The 16,024-nt window shown below is 62.5% G+C and carries 15 protein-coding genes; 9 read left to right on the top strand and 6 right to left on the bottom strand.

Annotated elements, in window-relative coordinates; translation table 11 throughout:
• Positions 1-48: 48 nt before the first annotated feature.
• Positions 49-1,575, top strand: a complete 1,527-nt coding sequence (locus NG898_RS06465; RefSeq protein ID WP_252691554.1) for an amino acid permease — start codon at positions 49-51, stop codon at positions 1,573-1,575.
• A 68-nt stretch (positions 1,576-1,643) separates the two neighbouring features.
• Here NG898_RS06465 and NG898_RS06460 read toward each other — a convergent pair whose 3' ends face one another.
• The 6 genes from NG898_RS06460 to NG898_RS06435 form a co-directional block, all read right to left on the bottom strand.
• Positions 1,644-2,363, bottom strand: coding sequence for an ABC transporter ATP-binding protein (locus tag NG898_RS06460; protein ID WP_012435575.1), 720 nt, complete (start codon positions 2,361-2,363; stop codon positions 1,644-1,646).
• Positions 2,363-3,151, bottom strand: a complete 789-nt coding sequence (locus NG898_RS06455; RefSeq protein WP_027681415.1) for an ABC transporter ATP-binding protein — start codon at positions 3,149-3,151, stop codon at positions 2,363-2,365. Before NG898_RS06455 ends, NG898_RS06460 begins: the two co-directional genes overlap by 1 nt.
• Positions 3,148-4,482, bottom strand: a complete 1,335-nt coding sequence (locus tag NG898_RS06450; protein WP_252691553.1) for a branched-chain amino acid ABC transporter permease — start codon at positions 4,480-4,482, stop codon at positions 3,148-3,150. The genes NG898_RS06455 and NG898_RS06450 overlap by 4 nt, the downstream gene beginning before the upstream one ends.
• Entirely contained in the window at positions 4,483-5,430 is a 948-nt protein-coding gene (locus tag NG898_RS06445) for a branched-chain amino acid ABC transporter permease (RefSeq protein WP_252691552.1), read from the bottom strand. It abuts the gene before it with no gap.
• Between the two features lie 126 nt (positions 5,431-5,556).
• Complete coding sequence (locus tag NG898_RS06440) at positions 5,557-6,813, bottom strand: branched-chain amino acid ABC transporter substrate-binding protein (protein WP_252691551.1); 1,257 nt, start codon at positions 6,811-6,813, stop codon at positions 5,557-5,559.
• Between the two features lie 218 nt (positions 6,814-7,031).
• Positions 7,032-8,660, bottom strand: a complete 1,629-nt coding sequence (locus tag NG898_RS06435; protein ID WP_092970302.1) for a 3-(methylthio)propionyl-CoA ligase — start codon at positions 8,658-8,660, stop codon at positions 7,032-7,034.
• Positions 8,661-9,004: 344 nt separating this feature from the next.
• Here NG898_RS06435 and NG898_RS06430 point away from each other — a divergent pair, with 344 nt between their 5' ends.
• The 8 genes from NG898_RS06430 (at position 9,005) to NG898_RS06395 (ending at position 16,011) form a co-directional block, all read left to right on the top strand.
• Positions 9,005-10,594: a protein adenylyltransferase SelO gene (locus tag NG898_RS06430; RefSeq protein WP_252691550.1), complete on the top strand. Its 1,590-nt coding sequence runs from the start codon at positions 9,005-9,007 to the stop codon at positions 10,592-10,594.
• Between the two features lie 159 nt (positions 10,595-10,753).
• Positions 10,754-11,140, top strand: coding sequence for a peptide-methionine (R)-S-oxide reductase MsrB (gene msrB / locus NG898_RS06425; protein ID WP_092970300.1), 387 nt, complete (start codon positions 10,754-10,756; stop codon positions 11,138-11,140).
• 34 nt (positions 11,141-11,174) lie between these two features.
• A complete protein-coding gene (locus tag NG898_RS06420) occupies positions 11,175-11,747 on the top strand; it encodes a septation protein A (protein ID WP_092970298.1) in 573 nt (190 codons plus the stop codon).
• Entirely contained in the window at positions 11,747-12,019 is a 273-nt protein-coding gene (locus tag NG898_RS06415; RefSeq protein WP_065855099.1) for a BolA family protein, read from the top strand. The genes NG898_RS06420 and NG898_RS06415 overlap by 1 nt, the downstream gene beginning before the upstream one ends.
• A 42-nt stretch (positions 12,020-12,061) precedes the next feature.
• Entirely contained in the window at positions 12,062-12,859 is a 798-nt protein-coding gene (locus NG898_RS06410; RefSeq protein ID WP_092970296.1) for a peptidylprolyl isomerase, read from the top strand.
• A gap of 290 nt (positions 12,860-13,149) precedes the next feature.
• A complete protein-coding gene (locus NG898_RS06405) occupies positions 13,150-14,130 on the top strand; it encodes an ABC transporter substrate-binding protein (RefSeq protein ID WP_252691549.1) in 981 nt (326 codons plus the stop codon).
• 176 nt (positions 14,131-14,306) lie between these two features.
• Entirely contained in the window at positions 14,307-15,215 is a 909-nt protein-coding gene (locus NG898_RS06400; RefSeq protein WP_252691548.1) for an ABC transporter permease, read from the top strand.
• A 1-nt stretch (position 15,216) separates the two neighbouring features.
• Entirely contained in the window at positions 15,217-16,011 is a 795-nt protein-coding gene (locus NG898_RS06395) for an ABC transporter ATP-binding protein (protein WP_252691547.1), read from the top strand.
• Positions 16,012-16,024: the final 13 nt, after the last annotated feature.

Below are 16,024 nucleotides of genomic sequence, written 5' to 3'. Positions count from 1 at the left end.
CATGCGGCGGGCGTTTTCATTGGGGCGCCCGCTCCGGCGCCACCGGCTATGCACACATCCATTACCCCCACCGGCCTTGAAGCCCAATCCGAACTGCGCCGACGCCTGCGTTCGCGCCACCTGATGATGATCGCCCTGGGCGGCGCCATCGGCACGGGGCTGTTCGTCGCGTCCGGCGCATCCATTGCGCAGGCCGGCCCCGGCGGCGCACTGCTGACCTACACGCTCATCGGCGTGATGGTCTATTGCCTGATGACGAGTCTTGGCGAGCTGGCGGTACATCTACCCGTCTCGGGCTCGTTCGTAACTTACAGCCGCTTGTATGTGGAAGAAGGCTTCGGCTTTGCGCTGGGATGGAACTACTGGTTTGCGCTGGCCGTGTCCGTGGCTGTGGAGTTGGCCGCCGCGCAGCTGGTGATGAAGTACTGGTTTCCGGGCGTGTCGGGCATGATGTGGAGCGCCGCGTTCCTGCTGCTCATGTTTGGCCTCAACGCCTTCTCCGTGCGCGGCTTTGGCGAAGCGGAATACTGGTTCTCGATGATCAAGGTAGTGACGATCATCGTGTTCCTGCTGATCGGCCTGGCGATGATCTTCGGCATCATGCACGGCGGGCCGCAGTCGGGTTGGCAGAACTTCACCGTGGGCGATGCGCCGTTCGTGGGCGGCGTGCCGGCCATGGTCGGCGTGGCGATGATTGCCGGGTTCTCGTTCCAGGGCGTCGAGACCATTGGCGTTGCCGCCGGCGAAGCGGAGAACCCCTCGCGCACGATCCCCCGCGCCATCCGCCAGACGTTCTGGCGCATTCTGCTGTTCTACGTGCTGGCGATCCTGATCATCGGCGTGCTGCTGCCGTACACCGACCCGAACCTGCTGCGCAATGAAGCGACGGACGTCGGCGTCAGCCCGTTTGCGCTGGTGTTCCAGCATGCGGGCCTCGCGTTTGCGGCCGGGATGATGAATGCGGTGGTGCTGACCGCGCTGCTGTCGTCTGGCACGTCGAGCCTGTATGTGTCGACGCGGATTCTGTACGACCTGGCGCTCGAAGGCCAGGCGCCGCGCTGGTTTGCCAAGGTGTCGGCCAACGGCGTGCCGCATCGCGCGCTACTAGCCACGTCCGCTGTTGGCGCGCTGTGCTTCTTCAGCTCGTTGTTTGGCGACCAGGTGGTCTACCTGTGGCTGCTGAATACATCTGCGGTGACGTGCTTCATCGCGTGGTTCGGCATTGCGCTGGCGCACTACCGGTTCCGCAAGGGGTTCACGAGCCAGGGGCATTCCGTGGAGCAACTGGCGTATCGGTCGCCGTTCTTCCCGTTCGGACCGATCATGGTGGCGATCCTGTGCGTGGTGATCATCCTTGGGCAGAACACCAAGGCGCTGTTTGCACCCGTGGACAACTTCGGCGCCTTCGTCGCAACGTATTGCGGCGTGATCCTGTTCGTGGCGATCTGGATGGTTTACCGCTGGAAGTTCAAGACGCGCTTTGTGAAGTATTCGGAGATGCAGTTCAGCGCCGAGCATCTGCAACAAGCCGAGGCAACCACGAAAGCCACTGCGGCGCGCACTGTCGCTAACTGACAGCAAGAAAAAAGCCCGCACGGTTGTCCATGCGGGCCATCTTTGCATCGCGGTCCAACTTGCGGCGTCTAAACCTCCAGCCACTCCTGCCGGACTTTCGCGTCCGCCTTCAACTGCTGGGGCGTTCCTTCAAAAACAATCTGCCCGTGCCCCATCACATACACGCGTTGTGAAATGTCCAGGGCAATGGCCAACTTCTGCTCCACCAGCAGCACGGAGATCCCCCGCTCCTTGAGCGTCTTCAGATACTCGCCCACGAGCGTAACGACCAGCGGCGCAAGGCCCTCGGTCGGCTCGTCGATGATGATGAAATCGGGATCGCCCATCAGCGTGCGGCACAGCGTCAGCATCTGCTGCTCGCCACCCGACAGCACACCGGCCGCCGTGTTCTCGCGCTCCTTCAGGCGCGGGAACATCTGGTACATGTCTTCGACCTGCCAGCGCGGCTTGGGCTGACTGGGATTGCGTTTCTCGCCAAGCAACAGGTTCTGCCGCACCGTCAGCGTGGGGAAAATATCCCGGTTCTCGGGCACATAGCCGATGCCCTTGTGCGCGACTTCGAAGGTTCGCAGGCCGCTCACGTTCTTGCCGCGCAGCAGGATTTCACCCTCATGCCGGACCATACCCATGATGGACTTGGCCAGGGTCGAACGCCCCACCCCATTGCGGCCGAGTAGCGCAACGATCTCGCCCTCGCCTACGTGCATGTCGACGCCGTGCAGGATGTGGCTCTTGCCGTAGTACGCGTGCAGGTCGCGCACCTCCAACATCGGAGTATTCGTTGCCATCAATGCGCTCCTGCAGGTTCGTCCAGCGTGGTGCCGAGGTAGGCCTCTTTCACGCGACGGTTATTGCGAATGGCTTCAGGCGTGTCGGTGGCAATCACTTCGCCGTAGACGAGCACCGAGATGCGGTCGGCCAGACCAAACACCACGCTCATGTCATGCTCGACCATCACCAGCGTCTTGCCGACCGTGACTTTGCGGATGAGGTCCACTGCGTGGTCGGATTCAGAGCGGCTCATGCCGGCGGTTGGCTCATCCAGCAGGATCACGTCGGCACCGCCCGCAATGGTGATGCCGATTTCCAGCGCCCGTTGCTCGGCGTAGGTCAGCAGGCCCGCGGCGGCGTCTCGCCGATGTGTCATGCCGATCTGCTCGAGCACTTCTTCAGCGCGCTCGCGTGCGTCACGCAGCTCGGCCAGCTTGTGCCAGAACGAATACTTGTAGCCGAGCGACCAGAGTACGGCGCAACGCAGGTTCTCGAACACCGACAGCCGATGAAAGATGTTGGTGATCTGGAAGCTGCGCGACAGGCCCTTGCGGTTGATCTCAAACGGCGCCAATCCGCTGATCTCTTCACCGTTCAGGCGCACGCTGCCCGAGCTCGCCGGAAAGCGGCCCGAGATCAGGTTGAACGTGGTCGACTTGCCGGCACCGTTCGGGCCGATGAGCGCATGGCGCTCGCCCTTGCCAATGGTGAGGTTGACCCCTCGAATGATTTCCGTTGCGCCAAAGCGCTTGCGAACATCGCGCAACTCGAGCGCAGCGGTCGGCCCAGATGTCGGTTGGCTCATGGTTGCGGCTCCTGCAATGCGTTATCCCAAGCGGTGCGCAGCTTGCCAGCCGCGGCACGCAGGCCGAAGGCGCCCACCAGCCACAGCACGGCGGTAACGATCCACGGCTTGAAGGTATTCGGTTCGACAGACAGGCCAAACAGCGTGGCCACGCCACCCGAGGCGTCGTCCTGCACGGCGTAGATCATTTCCACGGTGGAAATCAACGCGACCAGCAGGATGATGGTCGGCACGATCGCCACCCCGTAAGCCGGCAGCAGCGTCTTGAGCTTGCCGCGCCGCATGATCGGCAGATGCATGACCAGAAGACTGGCGATGCCGCCCGGCGCGTACATGACCATCAGCACAAAGAACAAACCGAGGTACAGCAGCCACGCCTTGGTGATGCCCGACAGCGCTACGGTAAAGAACACCGTGAGCACCGCGCCGATGATCGGCCCGAAAAAGCTCCCCATGCCGCCAATGAACGCCGCCAGCAGCACCGAGCCCGAACGCACTGCCGACACGTTCTCCGCCGTCACGATCTCAAAGTTGATGCACGACAGCGCGCCGGCAATGCCCGCGAAGAACGCAGACAGAATCACCACCAGAAAGCGCACACGCTGCGTGTTGTAGCCGATGAACTCCACCCGCTCGGGGTTGTCACGCACGGCGTTGGCGATGCGGCCCAGCGGCGTCTGCGTCCACGCATACATCAGCGCCATCGAAATCAGGCACCACGCGGCAATCAGGTAATACACCTGGCGCCCCGGCCCGAACGTCACGCCAAGCAGCGCGTCGCCGATGCTGCGGTTGGTGGAGACACCGCCTTCGCCGCCGAAGAAGTCCGGGAACATCAGCGCACTGGCAAATACCATCTCGCCGATACCCAGCGTGATCATGGCGAACGTCGTCCCGGACTTTTTGGTGGTGACGTAGCCGAAGATCACGCCGAACAGCGCGCCGCCCAGACCGCCCGCAATGGGCAAGAGCGCAACGGCGAGTGGTCCGGCAATGCCCAGCGTTTGCATGGCGCCGATCTTGTTGAGCGCGTGAACAGCCATGAAGGCGCCCAGACCGGCGTACACCGCGTGCCCGAACGACAGCATGCCGGACTGGCCGAGCAGCATGTTGTACGAGAGCGCGAAGATGATCATGATGCCCATCTGCGAGAGCAGCGTGATGGCAAAACCCTGCGGCCAGATCAGCGGCAGCACGATCATCACCAGTGCGGTGACACTCCAGAGTAGCCAGCGGGCAAGATTGACCGGCTTGAATTTCATCGTCCGCGCTCGATCGTTGGCCGGCAGCGCGGCTTGTTGTTGCGCTTGTTGGTGCATGGTGCGTTCCATTTAGCTCTCCCGCGTACCCATCAGCCCACGCGGGCGGAAGATCAGCATCAGCACCAGCAGCAGATACGGCAGCACCGGTGCGACTTGCGCAATCGTCAGGTTCCAGACAGAGATGAGCGGCACGTCCGGATTGAGCGTGACACCGATCTTCTCCAGCACGCTGGTCACTGAGATATCAAGCGTGACGGCAAAGGTCTGGATGCAGCCGATCAGCAGCGACGCGATGAACGCGCCCACCAGAGATCCCATGCCGCCCACGACCGCCACCACGAAGACGATGGAGCCGACCGCTGCCGCCATCGATGGCTCGGTCACGAAGGCATTGCCGCCAATCACGCCCGCCAGCCCAGCCAGCGCACAGCCGCCGCCGAACACCAGCATGAACACGCGCGGCACGTTGTGGCCCAGGGCTTCCACCATGTCCGGATGCGTGAGTGCGGCTTGAATGACAAGCCCGATACGCGTGCGTGTGAGCAGCAGGAAGATGCCCACCAGCATCAGCAGCGACACCAGCATCATGAAGGCGCGGTACTTGGGGAACGACGACGTGAACAGCGTGAACAGCGGGCCGTCCAGTGCGTCCGGCACGCGGTACGCCACGGCGGGCAGGCCCCACACCAGCTTCACGCCTTCTTCAATCAGGTAGGCCAGACCGAAGGTAAACAGCAATTCGGCGACGTGGCCATAGCGGTGCACCGTGCGCAGCCCGTAGCGCTCGACCATGGCGCCCAGCGCACCCACGAGCAGCGGCGCCACGATCAGCGCGGCCCAGAAGCCCAGATGTCCGCTGACGACATAGGCGAAATATGCGCCCAGCATGTAGAAGCTGGCATGCGCAAAATTGAGAACGCCCATCATGCTGAAGATCAGCGTCAGGCCCGAAGACAACATGAACAGCAACAGCCCGTAGCTGATGCCATTCAAGAGATTGATAACTAGAAATTCCACGCTGCAGCCCTTCCAGCAGATTCGGCGGAGCATGGGACGCACGCATCAATGCGTGGCCCATGGACTCCGTTTAAAACATCGCCGCACGATAGCATCGGGCGACCCTTCGGCGCACCACCCGCGGCCTTACTGCGGACGCTTCATCTGGCAGGAGGTTGGCTGCGACGCGACGTACTGGTCGAGCACCGCGTCGGTCTTCCAGCCGTAGCCGGTGTTTTCCTGGTCGAACTTAACGTTCTTGCCGTTGATTTTTTCCCAGGTGGCGATGTAAAGCGGCTGCTGGCCCTGGTGGTCAGACGCGCGCATCTCGAAGGTGCCGTTCAGGCTGTCGACCTTCATGCCCTCGAAGGCCTTGGCAACCTTTGCCGGCTCGACAGACTTGGTCTGCTTGATGGCCTTGGCCAGCATGGCAATACCGGTATACGAGGCCATGAGGTAGAAATCGTCGTTGTACTTTTTCTTGTAGCCCTCGACGATATCGGCACCCTTGAAGCCGTCGTTGTTGACGTTCCAGTAGGCCACGTATTTCACATGGTCAGCGCCTGCCGAGCCCATCGCTGTCGGCACGCCCGTGGTCGAGGCGTAGTAGGTATAGAAGTTCGCGTTCAGGCCCGCGTCCTTGCCGGCCTTGATCAGCAGCGCCAGGTCGCTGCCCCAGTTGCCGGTGATGACGGTATCGGCACCTGACGACTTTATTTTCGACACGTACGGCGAAAAGTCCTTCACCTGCGCCAGCGGGTGCAGGTCTTCACCCACGATCTCGATGTCCGGACGCTTGCGCTTGAGATACTCCTTGGCCGCACGCGCTACCTGATGACCGAACGAATAGTTCTGGTTGATCAGGTAGACCTTCTTGACCTTCGGATCTTTCGCCAGGAAGCTGGTCAGCGCTTCCATCTTCATGTCGGAGTTGGCGTCCAGGCGGAAGTGCCAGTAATTGCACTTGCTGTTCGTCATGTCCGGGTCTACCGCAGCGTAGTTCAGGTAGACGATTTCCTTACCCGGATTACGCTCGTTGTACTTGGCCACGGCGTCTTCCAGCGCCATGCCGACGCTCGATCCGTTGCCCTGCACGATGTAGTGGATGCCCTGATCTGCTACCTGCTTGAGCGCCGTCAGGCTTTCCTGTGGCGAGAGCTTGTTGTCAAAGCCCACCACTTCGAACTTGGTACCGTCGCCGGCCCAGTTCTTCTGTGTAGCGAGATCGGCGATGTACTGCCAGCTGCGCAACTGGTTCTGGCCCAGCGCGCCCATCAGGCCGGACAACGGATCGATCCAGGCGATCTTCACGGTTTCGGCGGCGGACGATGCAGTGGGCAGGACTGCCCCACCGATTGCCGCAACACATGCAACAGCCACAACCAACGGACGGAACTTCGTCATGCGTGTCTCCTTCATGTGGTGGAGCCGCCGGCGAGTCACTCTCCGCGTGCCTCTGGTGGGCCTGCGGCTGCTTGCGTCTCCAGGTTGCAACGCGCCCGGGCTTCATCCCGCTGCATCAGTCATCGATACATAGCGGCCGGCCCTGATCCGGTTGTCTTACGTCCGCCGTCCTCGTGCCGGGGTGGCTCCCCTGCACGGGCGGCGGTTTCTATATCTAGCTAAGCCTGTACAGCGGGGAACTGATAATCCTTGAACTGCTCGCGCAACTTGAGCTTCTGCATCTTGCCGGTGGCCGTCAGCGGAATTTCGGTGACGAACACTACGTCATCCGGAATCCACCACTTCGCGACCTTGCCTTCGAAGAACTTGAGCATCTCCTCGCGTGTGAGTTCCACACCGGGCTTTTTCATCACCACCAGCAGCGGGCGTTCGTCCCATTTCGGGTGATGGCACGAGATGCATGCGGCCATGTGCACGCCGGGGTGCGCTGCGGCCACGTTTTCCACATCGATGGACGAAATCCACTCGCCGCCGGACTTGATCACGTCCTTGCTGCGATCGGTGATCTGCATGTAGCCATCGGCATCGATGTTGGCCACGTCGCCCGTCGGGAACCAGCCATCTACCAGCGGCGATACCTCGTTGCGGTAATAGCTCTGGATGGTCCAGGGCCCGCGCACGTAGAGATCGCCGAAGGCCTTGCCGTCCCACGGCAGTTCGTGGCCCTCGGCGTCGACGATCTTCATCTCGACACCGTAGATGGCGCGGCCCTGGCGCTCCAGCACATGCTGCTTGGCCTCGTCCGGCAGGTCGGCGTGCTTGCCCATCAGCTTGCACGTCGTGCCCAGCGGTGACATCTCCGTCATGCCCCACGCGTGGATGACTTCCACGTCCAGCTCGTTGAGCGTACGGATCATGGCCGGGGGGGCTGCGGAACCACCGATGACCGTGCGACGGAACGTCGAAAACTTCAGCTTGTTGGCCTGCACGTGTTGCAGCAGGCCGAGCCATACCGTCGGCACGCCGGCCGAGAATGTCACCTTCTCCTGCTCGAACAATTCGAACAGCGACGCACCGTCCAGTTTCGGCCCGGGAAAGACCAGCTTGGCGCCCACCAGCGGCACCGAATACGGTAGCCCCCACGCGTTGACGTGGAACATCGGCACCACCGGCAGGATCACGTCCTGCGCCGAGCACCCAAGCGCATCCGGCATGGCCGACGCATACGAGTGCAGCACCGTGGATCGATGGGAATACAGCGCGCCCTTGGGGTTGCCCGTGGTGCCCGACGTGTAGCACAGGCTGGACGCGGTGTTCTCGTCGAACTGCGGCCACGTGTAGTCGGCGCTCTGCGCGTCGAGAAGCTCTTCGTAACAGAGCATCGGCACGCTGGAGGTGGGCATGTGCGCACGATCGGTCATCGCCACCCAGCCCTTCACGTTCGGGCAATGCGGCGCGATGCCCTCGATGAGCGGCACGAACGTCAGGTCGAAGAAGACATACTGATCTTCAGCGTGATTGACGATGTAGGCGATCTGGTCGGGAAACAGCCGCGGGTTGATGGTGTGGCACACCGAGCCCGAACCGGAGACGCCGTAATAGATTTCGAGATGGCGATAGCCGTTCCAGGCAAGCGTACCGACACGCTCGCCGGGCTGCACACCGAGTGCGGCCAGCGCATTTGCCAGTTGCTTGGAGCGGTCTCGCACTTGCCGGTACGTGGTGCGATGGATATCGCCCTCGACACGGCGCGACACGACTTCAGTCGAACCGGAATTGCGCGCTGCATGTTCGATGATGGTCGAGATGAGCAAAGGCGCGCTCATCATTTGTCCCATCAGGGCCATGGTGTCTCCTAGAAAAAACTGAACAACCGTTCTATTTTTTGGCCGATTGTTCCCGTGATCGCCAAGCACGTCAACGGGATATTGTTGTGCGCTGCCACATCGGCCCCCATGTTTACCCGGCCATCTGTAAAACCCTGCGAATCGTTGTGGTGCAAGGGTTCGCAGGCTGCAGCTTTCTTTACTCGCAAGTACAATACGCGATAGCGTTGCTGCGTCTCAACATGGCGTTTTCCCCTACGTGAAGGGTATTTTGCTGCGCTGCAAAGCGCACAACATTTGAAGGTTCGGCACTGTTTTTACGCCGTTTCCTGTGCTACCCGCCGCATGCCCTGCCGCCCCATCCCATGACTGCTTCCCCCGCCGCCTTGCCTGACGATTCCCTTGCAAACCATTTCGACTGGGCAGGCCGCCCCGCCGCCGCCCCTGGCTTCTCAGCGCTGGGCGAACGCTTTCTGACGCGCCTGCCGCCGATGCCCATGCCTTCCGGACCGATTGGCCAGCCCTATCTGGTGGGCTTCTCGCCGGACGCCGCAGCGTCACTCGGCCTTTCACGAGCAGAACTTGACACCCCTGCCGGGCTGGCCGTCTTTACCGGGAACGCCGTCGCCCCCTGGAGCGATCCGCTCGCCACCGTGTATTCGGGCCATCAGTTCGGCGTGTGGGCCGGGCAGTTGGGCGATGGCCGCGCGCTGTTGCTAGCCGAGCTGCAGACCGCCGATGGCCCCTGCGAAGTCCAGCTCAAGGGCGCCGGCCGTACGCCGTATTCGCGCATGGGCGACGGGCGAGCTGTGCTGCGCTCGTCCATCCGCGAATTTTTGTGCTCGGAAGCCATGGCAGGACTTGGGATTCCAACCACCCGCGCCTTGTGCGTGACCGGCGCTGACGCCCCCGTCCGCCGCGAAGAGATCGAAACCGCCGCCGTTGTCACGCGCCTCGCGCCGTCGTTCGTGCGCTTTGGCCACTTCGAGCACTTTGCGGCCAGTGAACAACTGCCCCAACTGCGCGCACTTGCCGATTACGTCATCGACCGCTTCTACCCCGCCTCTCGCAGCGAGCCGCAGCCTTATCTCGCCCTGCTGCGCGAACTGGCCCGCCGCACCGCTGAGCTGATGGCCGACTGGCAAGCCGTTGGCTTTTGCCATGGCGTGATGAACACCGACAACATGTCGATCCTCGGCCTCACGCTCGACTACGGCCCCTTCGGCTTCCTGGATGGCTTTGACGCCAACCACATCTGCAACCACTCCGACACCGGCGGCCGTTACGCCTACGCACAGCAGCCGCAAATCGGCTACTGGAACCTGTTCTGCCTCGCGCAGGCGTTGCTGCCGCTGTTTGGCGAAGATCCCGACGTTTTCGTCAACTTGAGCGACGAAGCTCAGGCTCAACCCGCCATCGACGCCGCGCAAAACGTGCTGCTGACCTACCGCGACGTCTACGGCGCAGCCTTCTACGCACGTTATCGCGCCAAGCTCGGGCTCTCCACCGCGCAGGACGCGGACGAGGCGCTCTTCGGCGACCTATTCAAGCTGCTGCACAACCAACGCACCGACTACACGCTGTTCTTCCGCCACCTCGCCGAGGTGCGCCGCGACGACACGCCCGCCGCGGCAGAAGCGCGCACCGTGCGCGATTTCTTCTTCGATCGCGCAGCCGCAGACGCGTGGCTTGCCGCCTATCGCCAGCGCTTGCTGGCCGAACCGCAATCCGACGACGAGCGCGCTGCCGCCATGCATCGCGTCAACCCGAAATACGTGCTGCGCAACCACCTGGCTGAAATCGCCATCCGCCGCGCCAAGGAAAAGGATTTCTCCGAAGTCGAAAACCTGCGCGCCGTGCTGGCTCGCCCATTTGACGATCACCCCGGCTTTGAGCACTACGCGCAGCCGGCGCCTGATTGGGCGTCATCACTGGAAGTGAGCTGCTCGTCGTGATTCGGCATGCCGACATGCAGGCAGGCGTGATGCGCCGGAACTGACACCGTGCTCTAATCCGCGCCTGTCAGGATTGCCGCACTAGCACGACAAAACAAAGTCAGCCGCCCGATCGGTTCCATCCTGCGGCTGCCGAATCCAACAAGGAGTCTCATCACCATGACCGTCATGAAATCCGACGCCGAATGGCGCGACCAACTCTCCGACATCGAATACCGCGTCACCCGCGAAGCCGCCACCGAGCGCCCCTTCACAGGCAAGTACTGGGACCACTGGGACCGTGGCGTCTACAACTGCGTCTGCTGCGGCACGCCGCTGTTTGAATCGTCGACCAAGTTTGATGCGGGCTGCGGCTGGCCGAGCTATTTCCAGCCCATCAACGGCGAGGTGATCGCTGAGAAAACCGACCGCTCGCACGGCATGCTGCGCATCGAAGTGCAATGCAAGAACTGCGGCGCGCACCTCGGCCACGTGTTCGAAGATGGCCCTGCGCCCACCGGCCTGCGGTATTGCATCAACTCGGCTGCGCTAAAATTCGGCGATTGATCTTCCGCCCCTGCCCACCTAAGCGCGTTCCCGCATGAAATTCCTGTTCGATCTGTTCCCGGTCATCCTGTTCTTTGCTGCCTTCAAGGTGGCCGGTATTTATGTGGCGACCACCGTCGCAATGGTCGCCACCGTGCTGCAGATCGCCTGGGTGTGGTTCAAGCACCGCAAGGTCGACGCCATGCAGTGGCTGTCGCTGCTCATCATCGGCGTGTTTGGGGGCGCCACGCTCATCTTCCACAACGAGACGTTCATCAAGTGGAAGCCGACGGTCCTGTACTGGCTGTTTGGCGTGGTGCTGCTGGGCAGCGTGGTGTTCGTTCGCAAGAACCTCATCCGCGCCATGATGGAGCAGCAGGTATCGCTGCCCGAGCCGATGTGGGGCCGACTGAACCTGGTGTGGGCGCTGTTCTTCCTCGTCATGGGCTGCCTGAACCTTTACGTGGCCTACAACTTCGACACCGACGTGTGGGTCAACTTCAAGCTGTTCGGCTCGATGGGCCTGATGGTGGTGTTCATCCTTGCGCAAAGTGTCTGGCTGGCGCGCCACATGCAGGAGCGCCCCGCCAACGCGGCCAACGACGCCAACATCGGAGACGACCGCTGATGGCCGCCGATCCGCGAGAAATCGAACGCCTCCTGCGCGAGGCGTTCCAGCCCGCCCACCTCGTCGTGGAAGACGACAGTGCCAAGCATGCCGGACACGCCGGCGCGGCCTCCGGCGGCGGCCATTACAACGTCGAAATCGTCAGCGCGGCCTTTGCCGGCAAGAACCGTTTGGCGCGCCATCGCATGGTGTATGATGCGCTGCACACGCTGTGGCCGGCGGCAATTCATGCCCTGGCGATCCGCGCGGTCACTCCCGAAGAAAACACGTAAGCGCATTCCACGCTCACTCGTCCTTCCCTCGAACGCAATCCCATGAAGATTTCCAGCCTCACTGCCAGCCTGCTGGCTGTTGCCATTGCTGCGACCGTTGCTCCCGCCATGGCGCAAAACGCCGCGGTGGTTAACGGCAAAGCCATCCCGAGCGCCAAGGTGGACGCGCTGATCAAGAAGTCGGGCCAGCCCGAATCGCCCGAGCTGCGTGCCAAGGCCCGCGACATGCTGGTCGATCGTGAACTGATCGAGCAGGACGCCGCCAAGCGCGGTCTGCTGGAGCGCGACGACGTTCAGGAACAGTTGGCTTCTGCGCGCCTGAACGTGCTCGTGGCCGCCGAGTTCGAAGACTACGTCAAGAACAGCCCCGCCACCGAAGACGAACTGCACAAGCAGTACGACAAGATCAAGGCCCAGTTCGGCAACGGCAAGGAGTATCACGCTCACCACATCCTGGTGGACAAGGAAGCCGACGCGAAGGCCATCATTGCCAAGCTGAAGGCTGGCGCCAAGTTTGAAGACATCGCCAAGGCGCAATCGAAGGACAAGGGATCGGGCGCCAACGGCGGCGATCTGGACTGGGCGAACCCGGGCACCTACGTTCCGGAATTCTCGGCAGCTCTTACCGGCCTGAAGAAGGGCCAGATCACCCAGACGCCGGTCAAGACGCAATTCGGCTGGCACGTGATTCGCCTGGACGACACGCGCGACGCGAAGATCCCGTCGTACGAAGACGTCAAGCCGCAACTGCTCGAAATGATGATGGGCGACCAGAACTGGCAACGCAGCAAGTTCCAGGCGATGCTGAAAGACCTGCGCGAAAAAGCGAAGATCCAGTAAGCAGCAGCCCGTTGGGGCAGTGAAAAAAGGGGCCGCGTGCCCCTTTTTGATTTGATGGCCGCGTTGCATCGCACGCAACCGGAATGCCCCTCCTGCACCCCTCAAGTTCTTTTGAAGTGTTTGCTGAAAAGCATTGCGATTTGTCCCATAATGTGCGCCCACGTGCGCCGGCATTGCACTGCTTCGGTGCGCCCAAGAATCAAGAGAGTCTGAAAAACCAACCACGCCGGCGCGGGCACATCCCGCTCGCTGCCAGAGCGAAACCACCCAAAAGGAAACAGGAGATCCTTATGTCCATGTTCAAGCACGCCTTCCGCCTTGCCGCGCTTGCTGCCATTCCGATGGCTCTGCTGCAAGCCGCACCGGCGCTGGCCCAGGCCACGAAGTCGGTTGAAGTGCTCGCCATCGTTGAGCACCCGGCGCTCGACGCCATCCGCGACGGCGCCAAGGAACAGCTCAAGGCCGAAGGCTTTGACGCAGGCAAGAACCTGAAGTGGGAATACCAGAGCGCACAAGGCAGCACGGCCACCGCCGCACAGATCGCCCGCAAGTTCATTGGTGACAAGCCGGACGCCATCATCGCCATCGCCACGCCGTCGGCGCAGGCGGTTGTGGCTGCCACCAAGTCGATCCCCGTCGTGTATTCGGGCGTGACCGATCCGGTGGCCGCACAACTGGTCAAGAGCTGGGAACCGACCGGCACCAACGTGACCGGCGTGTCCGACAAGCTCCCGCTGGACAAGCAGATCGCCCTGATCAAGCGTGTGGTGCCGAATGCCAAGCGTGTCGGCATGGTCTACAACCCGGGCGAAGCCAACTCGGTCGTGGTCGTCACTGAGCTGAAGAAACTGCTGTCGGCGCAAGGCATGACGCTGGTCGAATCGGCCGCACCGCGTACCGTGGACATCGCCCCGGCTGCCAAGAACCTGATCGGCAAGGTCGACGTGATTTACACGAACACCGACAACAACGTGGTGTCGGCGTACGAATCGCTGGTGAAGGTGGCCAACGAAGCGAAGATCCCGCTGGTGGCTGGCGACACTGACAGCGTGAAGCGTGGCGCCATCGCTGCGCTGGGCATCAATTACTACAAGCTGGGCCAGCAGACCGGCAAGGTCGTCGCCCGCATCCTGAAGGGTGAGAAGCCGGGCGCGATTGCTTCGGCCGGCAGCACCGACCTGGAGCTGTTCGTGAACGAAGGCGCGGCCAAGAAGCAAGGCGCGACCCTGTCGGCGGATCTGCTGAAAGACGCCAAGGAAGTCATCAAGTAACTCGTAAGGCGCCGGATCGGCCTCCGCCTGGCGGAGCCGTCCTGGCGCGGGTCTGGCTGCCCGAGCCCCACAGCGGCTATCCGCCGCATAATGGCCGGGCGCTTACGCTGCTACCCACAAGCGTCCCCCGTTCATTGCATACAGGCCGGTGCCCAACCACCGCGCCCTACTCTGTCATGTCACTGTTTTCATTGCTCGGCGCCCTGGAGATCGGTCTGATCTTCAGTCTCGTGGCGCTCGGGGTGCTGATCTCCTTCCGCATCCTTAACTTCCCTGACCTCACTGTTGACGGCAGCTTCCCGATGGGCGGCGCCGTGGCGGCCACGCTCATCGCCAGCGGGCACGATCCGTTCATGTCGACGCTGGGTGGCACGCTGGCCGGCGCCGCTGCCGGCTTCATCACAGGCTGGCTCAACGTGCGCCTGAAAATCATGGATCTGCTCGCCAGTATCCTGATGATGATCGCGCTGTACTCGGTCAACCTGCGCATCATGGGCAAGCCGAACGTGCCGCTGATCTCCGAACCGACGATCTTCTCGCTGCTGCAGCCCGAATGGATGCCCGACTACGTGTTCCGCCCCGTGCTGCTGGGCGTGGTCGTGGTGATCGTCAAGCTGCTGGTGGACTGGTTCTTCTCGACGCAGATCGGCTTGTCGCTGCGCGCCACGGGTGCCAACCCGCGCATGGCACGCTCCCAGGGGGTTGCCACGGGCGCTGCCACGCTGGCCGGCATGGCGCTGTCCAATGCACTGGTGGCCCTCGCTGGCGCGCTGTACGCGCAAACGCAGGGCGGCGCCGATGTGTCGATGGGTATCGGCACCATCGTCATCGGCCTGGCCGCCGTCATCATCGGCGAGACCGTGCTGCCGGCACGCCGCCTGGTGCTGACCACGCTGGCCGTGGTGGTTGGCGCGATCCTGTATCGCTTCTTCATCGCCCTGGCACTCAACAGCGATTTCATCGGCCTGCAGGCGCAGGATCTGAACATGGTGACCGCCGCGCTGGTGGTGATCGCCCTCGTGCTGCCCGGTGTGCGCCGCAAGGTGTTCGGCAAGTTCGCCAAGACCGCTACCAAGGGGAACTGACATGCTGAGCGCACAAGGACTCACCCTCACCTTCAACCCCGGCACGCCCATCGAGACGCGCGCGCTGCGCGGCCTGTCGCTGGACATTCCGGCGGGCCAGTTCGTGGCTGTGATCGGCTCCAACGGGGCCGGCAAGTCGATGTTCCTGAACTCCATCAGCGGCGACCAACTGGTCGATTCCGGCCGCATCACCATCGACGGTGAAGACGTCACACGCAAGACCGCGTGGCAACGCGCCGACAAGGTCGCCCGCGTGTTCCAGGACCCGATGGCCGGGACCTGCGAAAACCTGACCATCGAAGAGAACATGTCGCTGGCCATGTGCCGCGGGCACCGTCGTGGTTTCAAGTTTGCGACCAATCGCAAGTGGCGCGAGATCTTCCGCGAGCAACTGCGCCGGCTGGATCTCGGCCTGGAAAACCGCCTGACCGATCGCATCGGCCTGCTCTCCGGCGGCCAGCGCCAGGCCGTGAGTCTGCTGATGGCATCGCTGCAGCCGTCGCGCATCCTGCTGCTGGATGAGCACACTGCCGCGCTGGACCCGAAAACGGCCGCCTTCGTGCTGGAGCTGACCGCCAAGATCGTCTCGGAGAGCAAGCTGACGACGATGATGGTGACGCACTCCATGCGCCAGGCGCTCGACTACGGCGATCGCACGGTGATGCTGCATCAGGGCAACGTGATCCTCGATGTGCAAGGCGAGGAACGCCGCGGCCTGGACGTGCCGCACTTGCTGCAGAAGTTCGAGGAAACGCGCGGCGCCAAGGTGGACGACGACGCGCTGTTGCTAGGTTGATCCCGTTCCTGGG

Source organism: Ralstonia mojiangensis, assembly GCF_023955645.1.
GTDB classification, from domain to species: Bacteria; Pseudomonadota; Gammaproteobacteria; order Burkholderiales; family Burkholderiaceae; genus Ralstonia; species Ralstonia mojiangensis.
Note: the sequence above shows the minus strand (reverse complement) of the source record. Positions and strands in the feature narration are given on the sequence as shown.

Bases quoted from the DNA above. Each gene is read 5' to 3' on its own strand.
- NG898_RS06465 (WP_252691554.1), top strand. From the start codon at position 49: ATGCACACATCCATTACCCCCACCGGCCTTGAAGCCCAATCCGAACTG.
- NG898_RS06460 (WP_012435575.1), bottom strand. From the start codon at position 2,363: ATGGCAACGAATACTCCGATGTTGGAGGTGCGCGACCTGCACGCGTAC.
- NG898_RS06455 (WP_027681415.1), bottom strand. From the start codon at position 3,151: ATGAGCCAACCGACATCTGGGCCGACCGCTGCGCTCGAGTTGCGCGAT.
- NG898_RS06450 (WP_252691553.1), bottom strand. From the start codon at position 4,482: ATGGAACGCACCATGCACCAACAAGCGCAACAACAAGCCGCGCTGCCG.
- NG898_RS06440 (WP_252691551.1), bottom strand. From the start codon at position 6,813: ATGACGAAGTTCCGTCCGTTGGTTGTGGCTGTTGCATGTGTTGCGGCA.
- NG898_RS06435 (WP_092970302.1), bottom strand. From the start codon at position 8,660: ATGGCCCTGATGGGACAAATGATGAGCGCGCCTTTGCTCATCTCGACC.
- NG898_RS06430 (WP_252691550.1), top strand. From the start codon at position 9,005: ATGACTGCTTCCCCCGCCGCCTTGCCTGACGATTCCCTTGCAAACCAT.
- msrB (WP_092970300.1), top strand. From the start codon at position 10,754: ATGACCGTCATGAAATCCGACGCCGAATGGCGCGACCAACTCTCCGAC.
- NG898_RS06420 (WP_092970298.1), top strand. From the start codon at position 11,175: ATGAAATTCCTGTTCGATCTGTTCCCGGTCATCCTGTTCTTTGCTGCC.
- NG898_RS06415 (WP_065855099.1), top strand. From the start codon at position 11,747: ATGGCCGCCGATCCGCGAGAAATCGAACGCCTCCTGCGCGAGGCGTTC.
- NG898_RS06410 (WP_092970296.1), top strand. From the start codon at position 12,062: ATGAAGATTTCCAGCCTCACTGCCAGCCTGCTGGCTGTTGCCATTGCT.
- NG898_RS06405 (WP_252691549.1), top strand. From the start codon at position 13,150: ATGTCCATGTTCAAGCACGCCTTCCGCCTTGCCGCGCTTGCTGCCATT.
- NG898_RS06400 (WP_252691548.1), top strand. From the start codon at position 14,307: ATGTCACTGTTTTCATTGCTCGGCGCCCTGGAGATCGGTCTGATCTTC.
- NG898_RS06395 (WP_252691547.1), top strand. From the start codon at position 15,217: ATGCTGAGCGCACAAGGACTCACCCTCACCTTCAACCCCGGCACGCCC.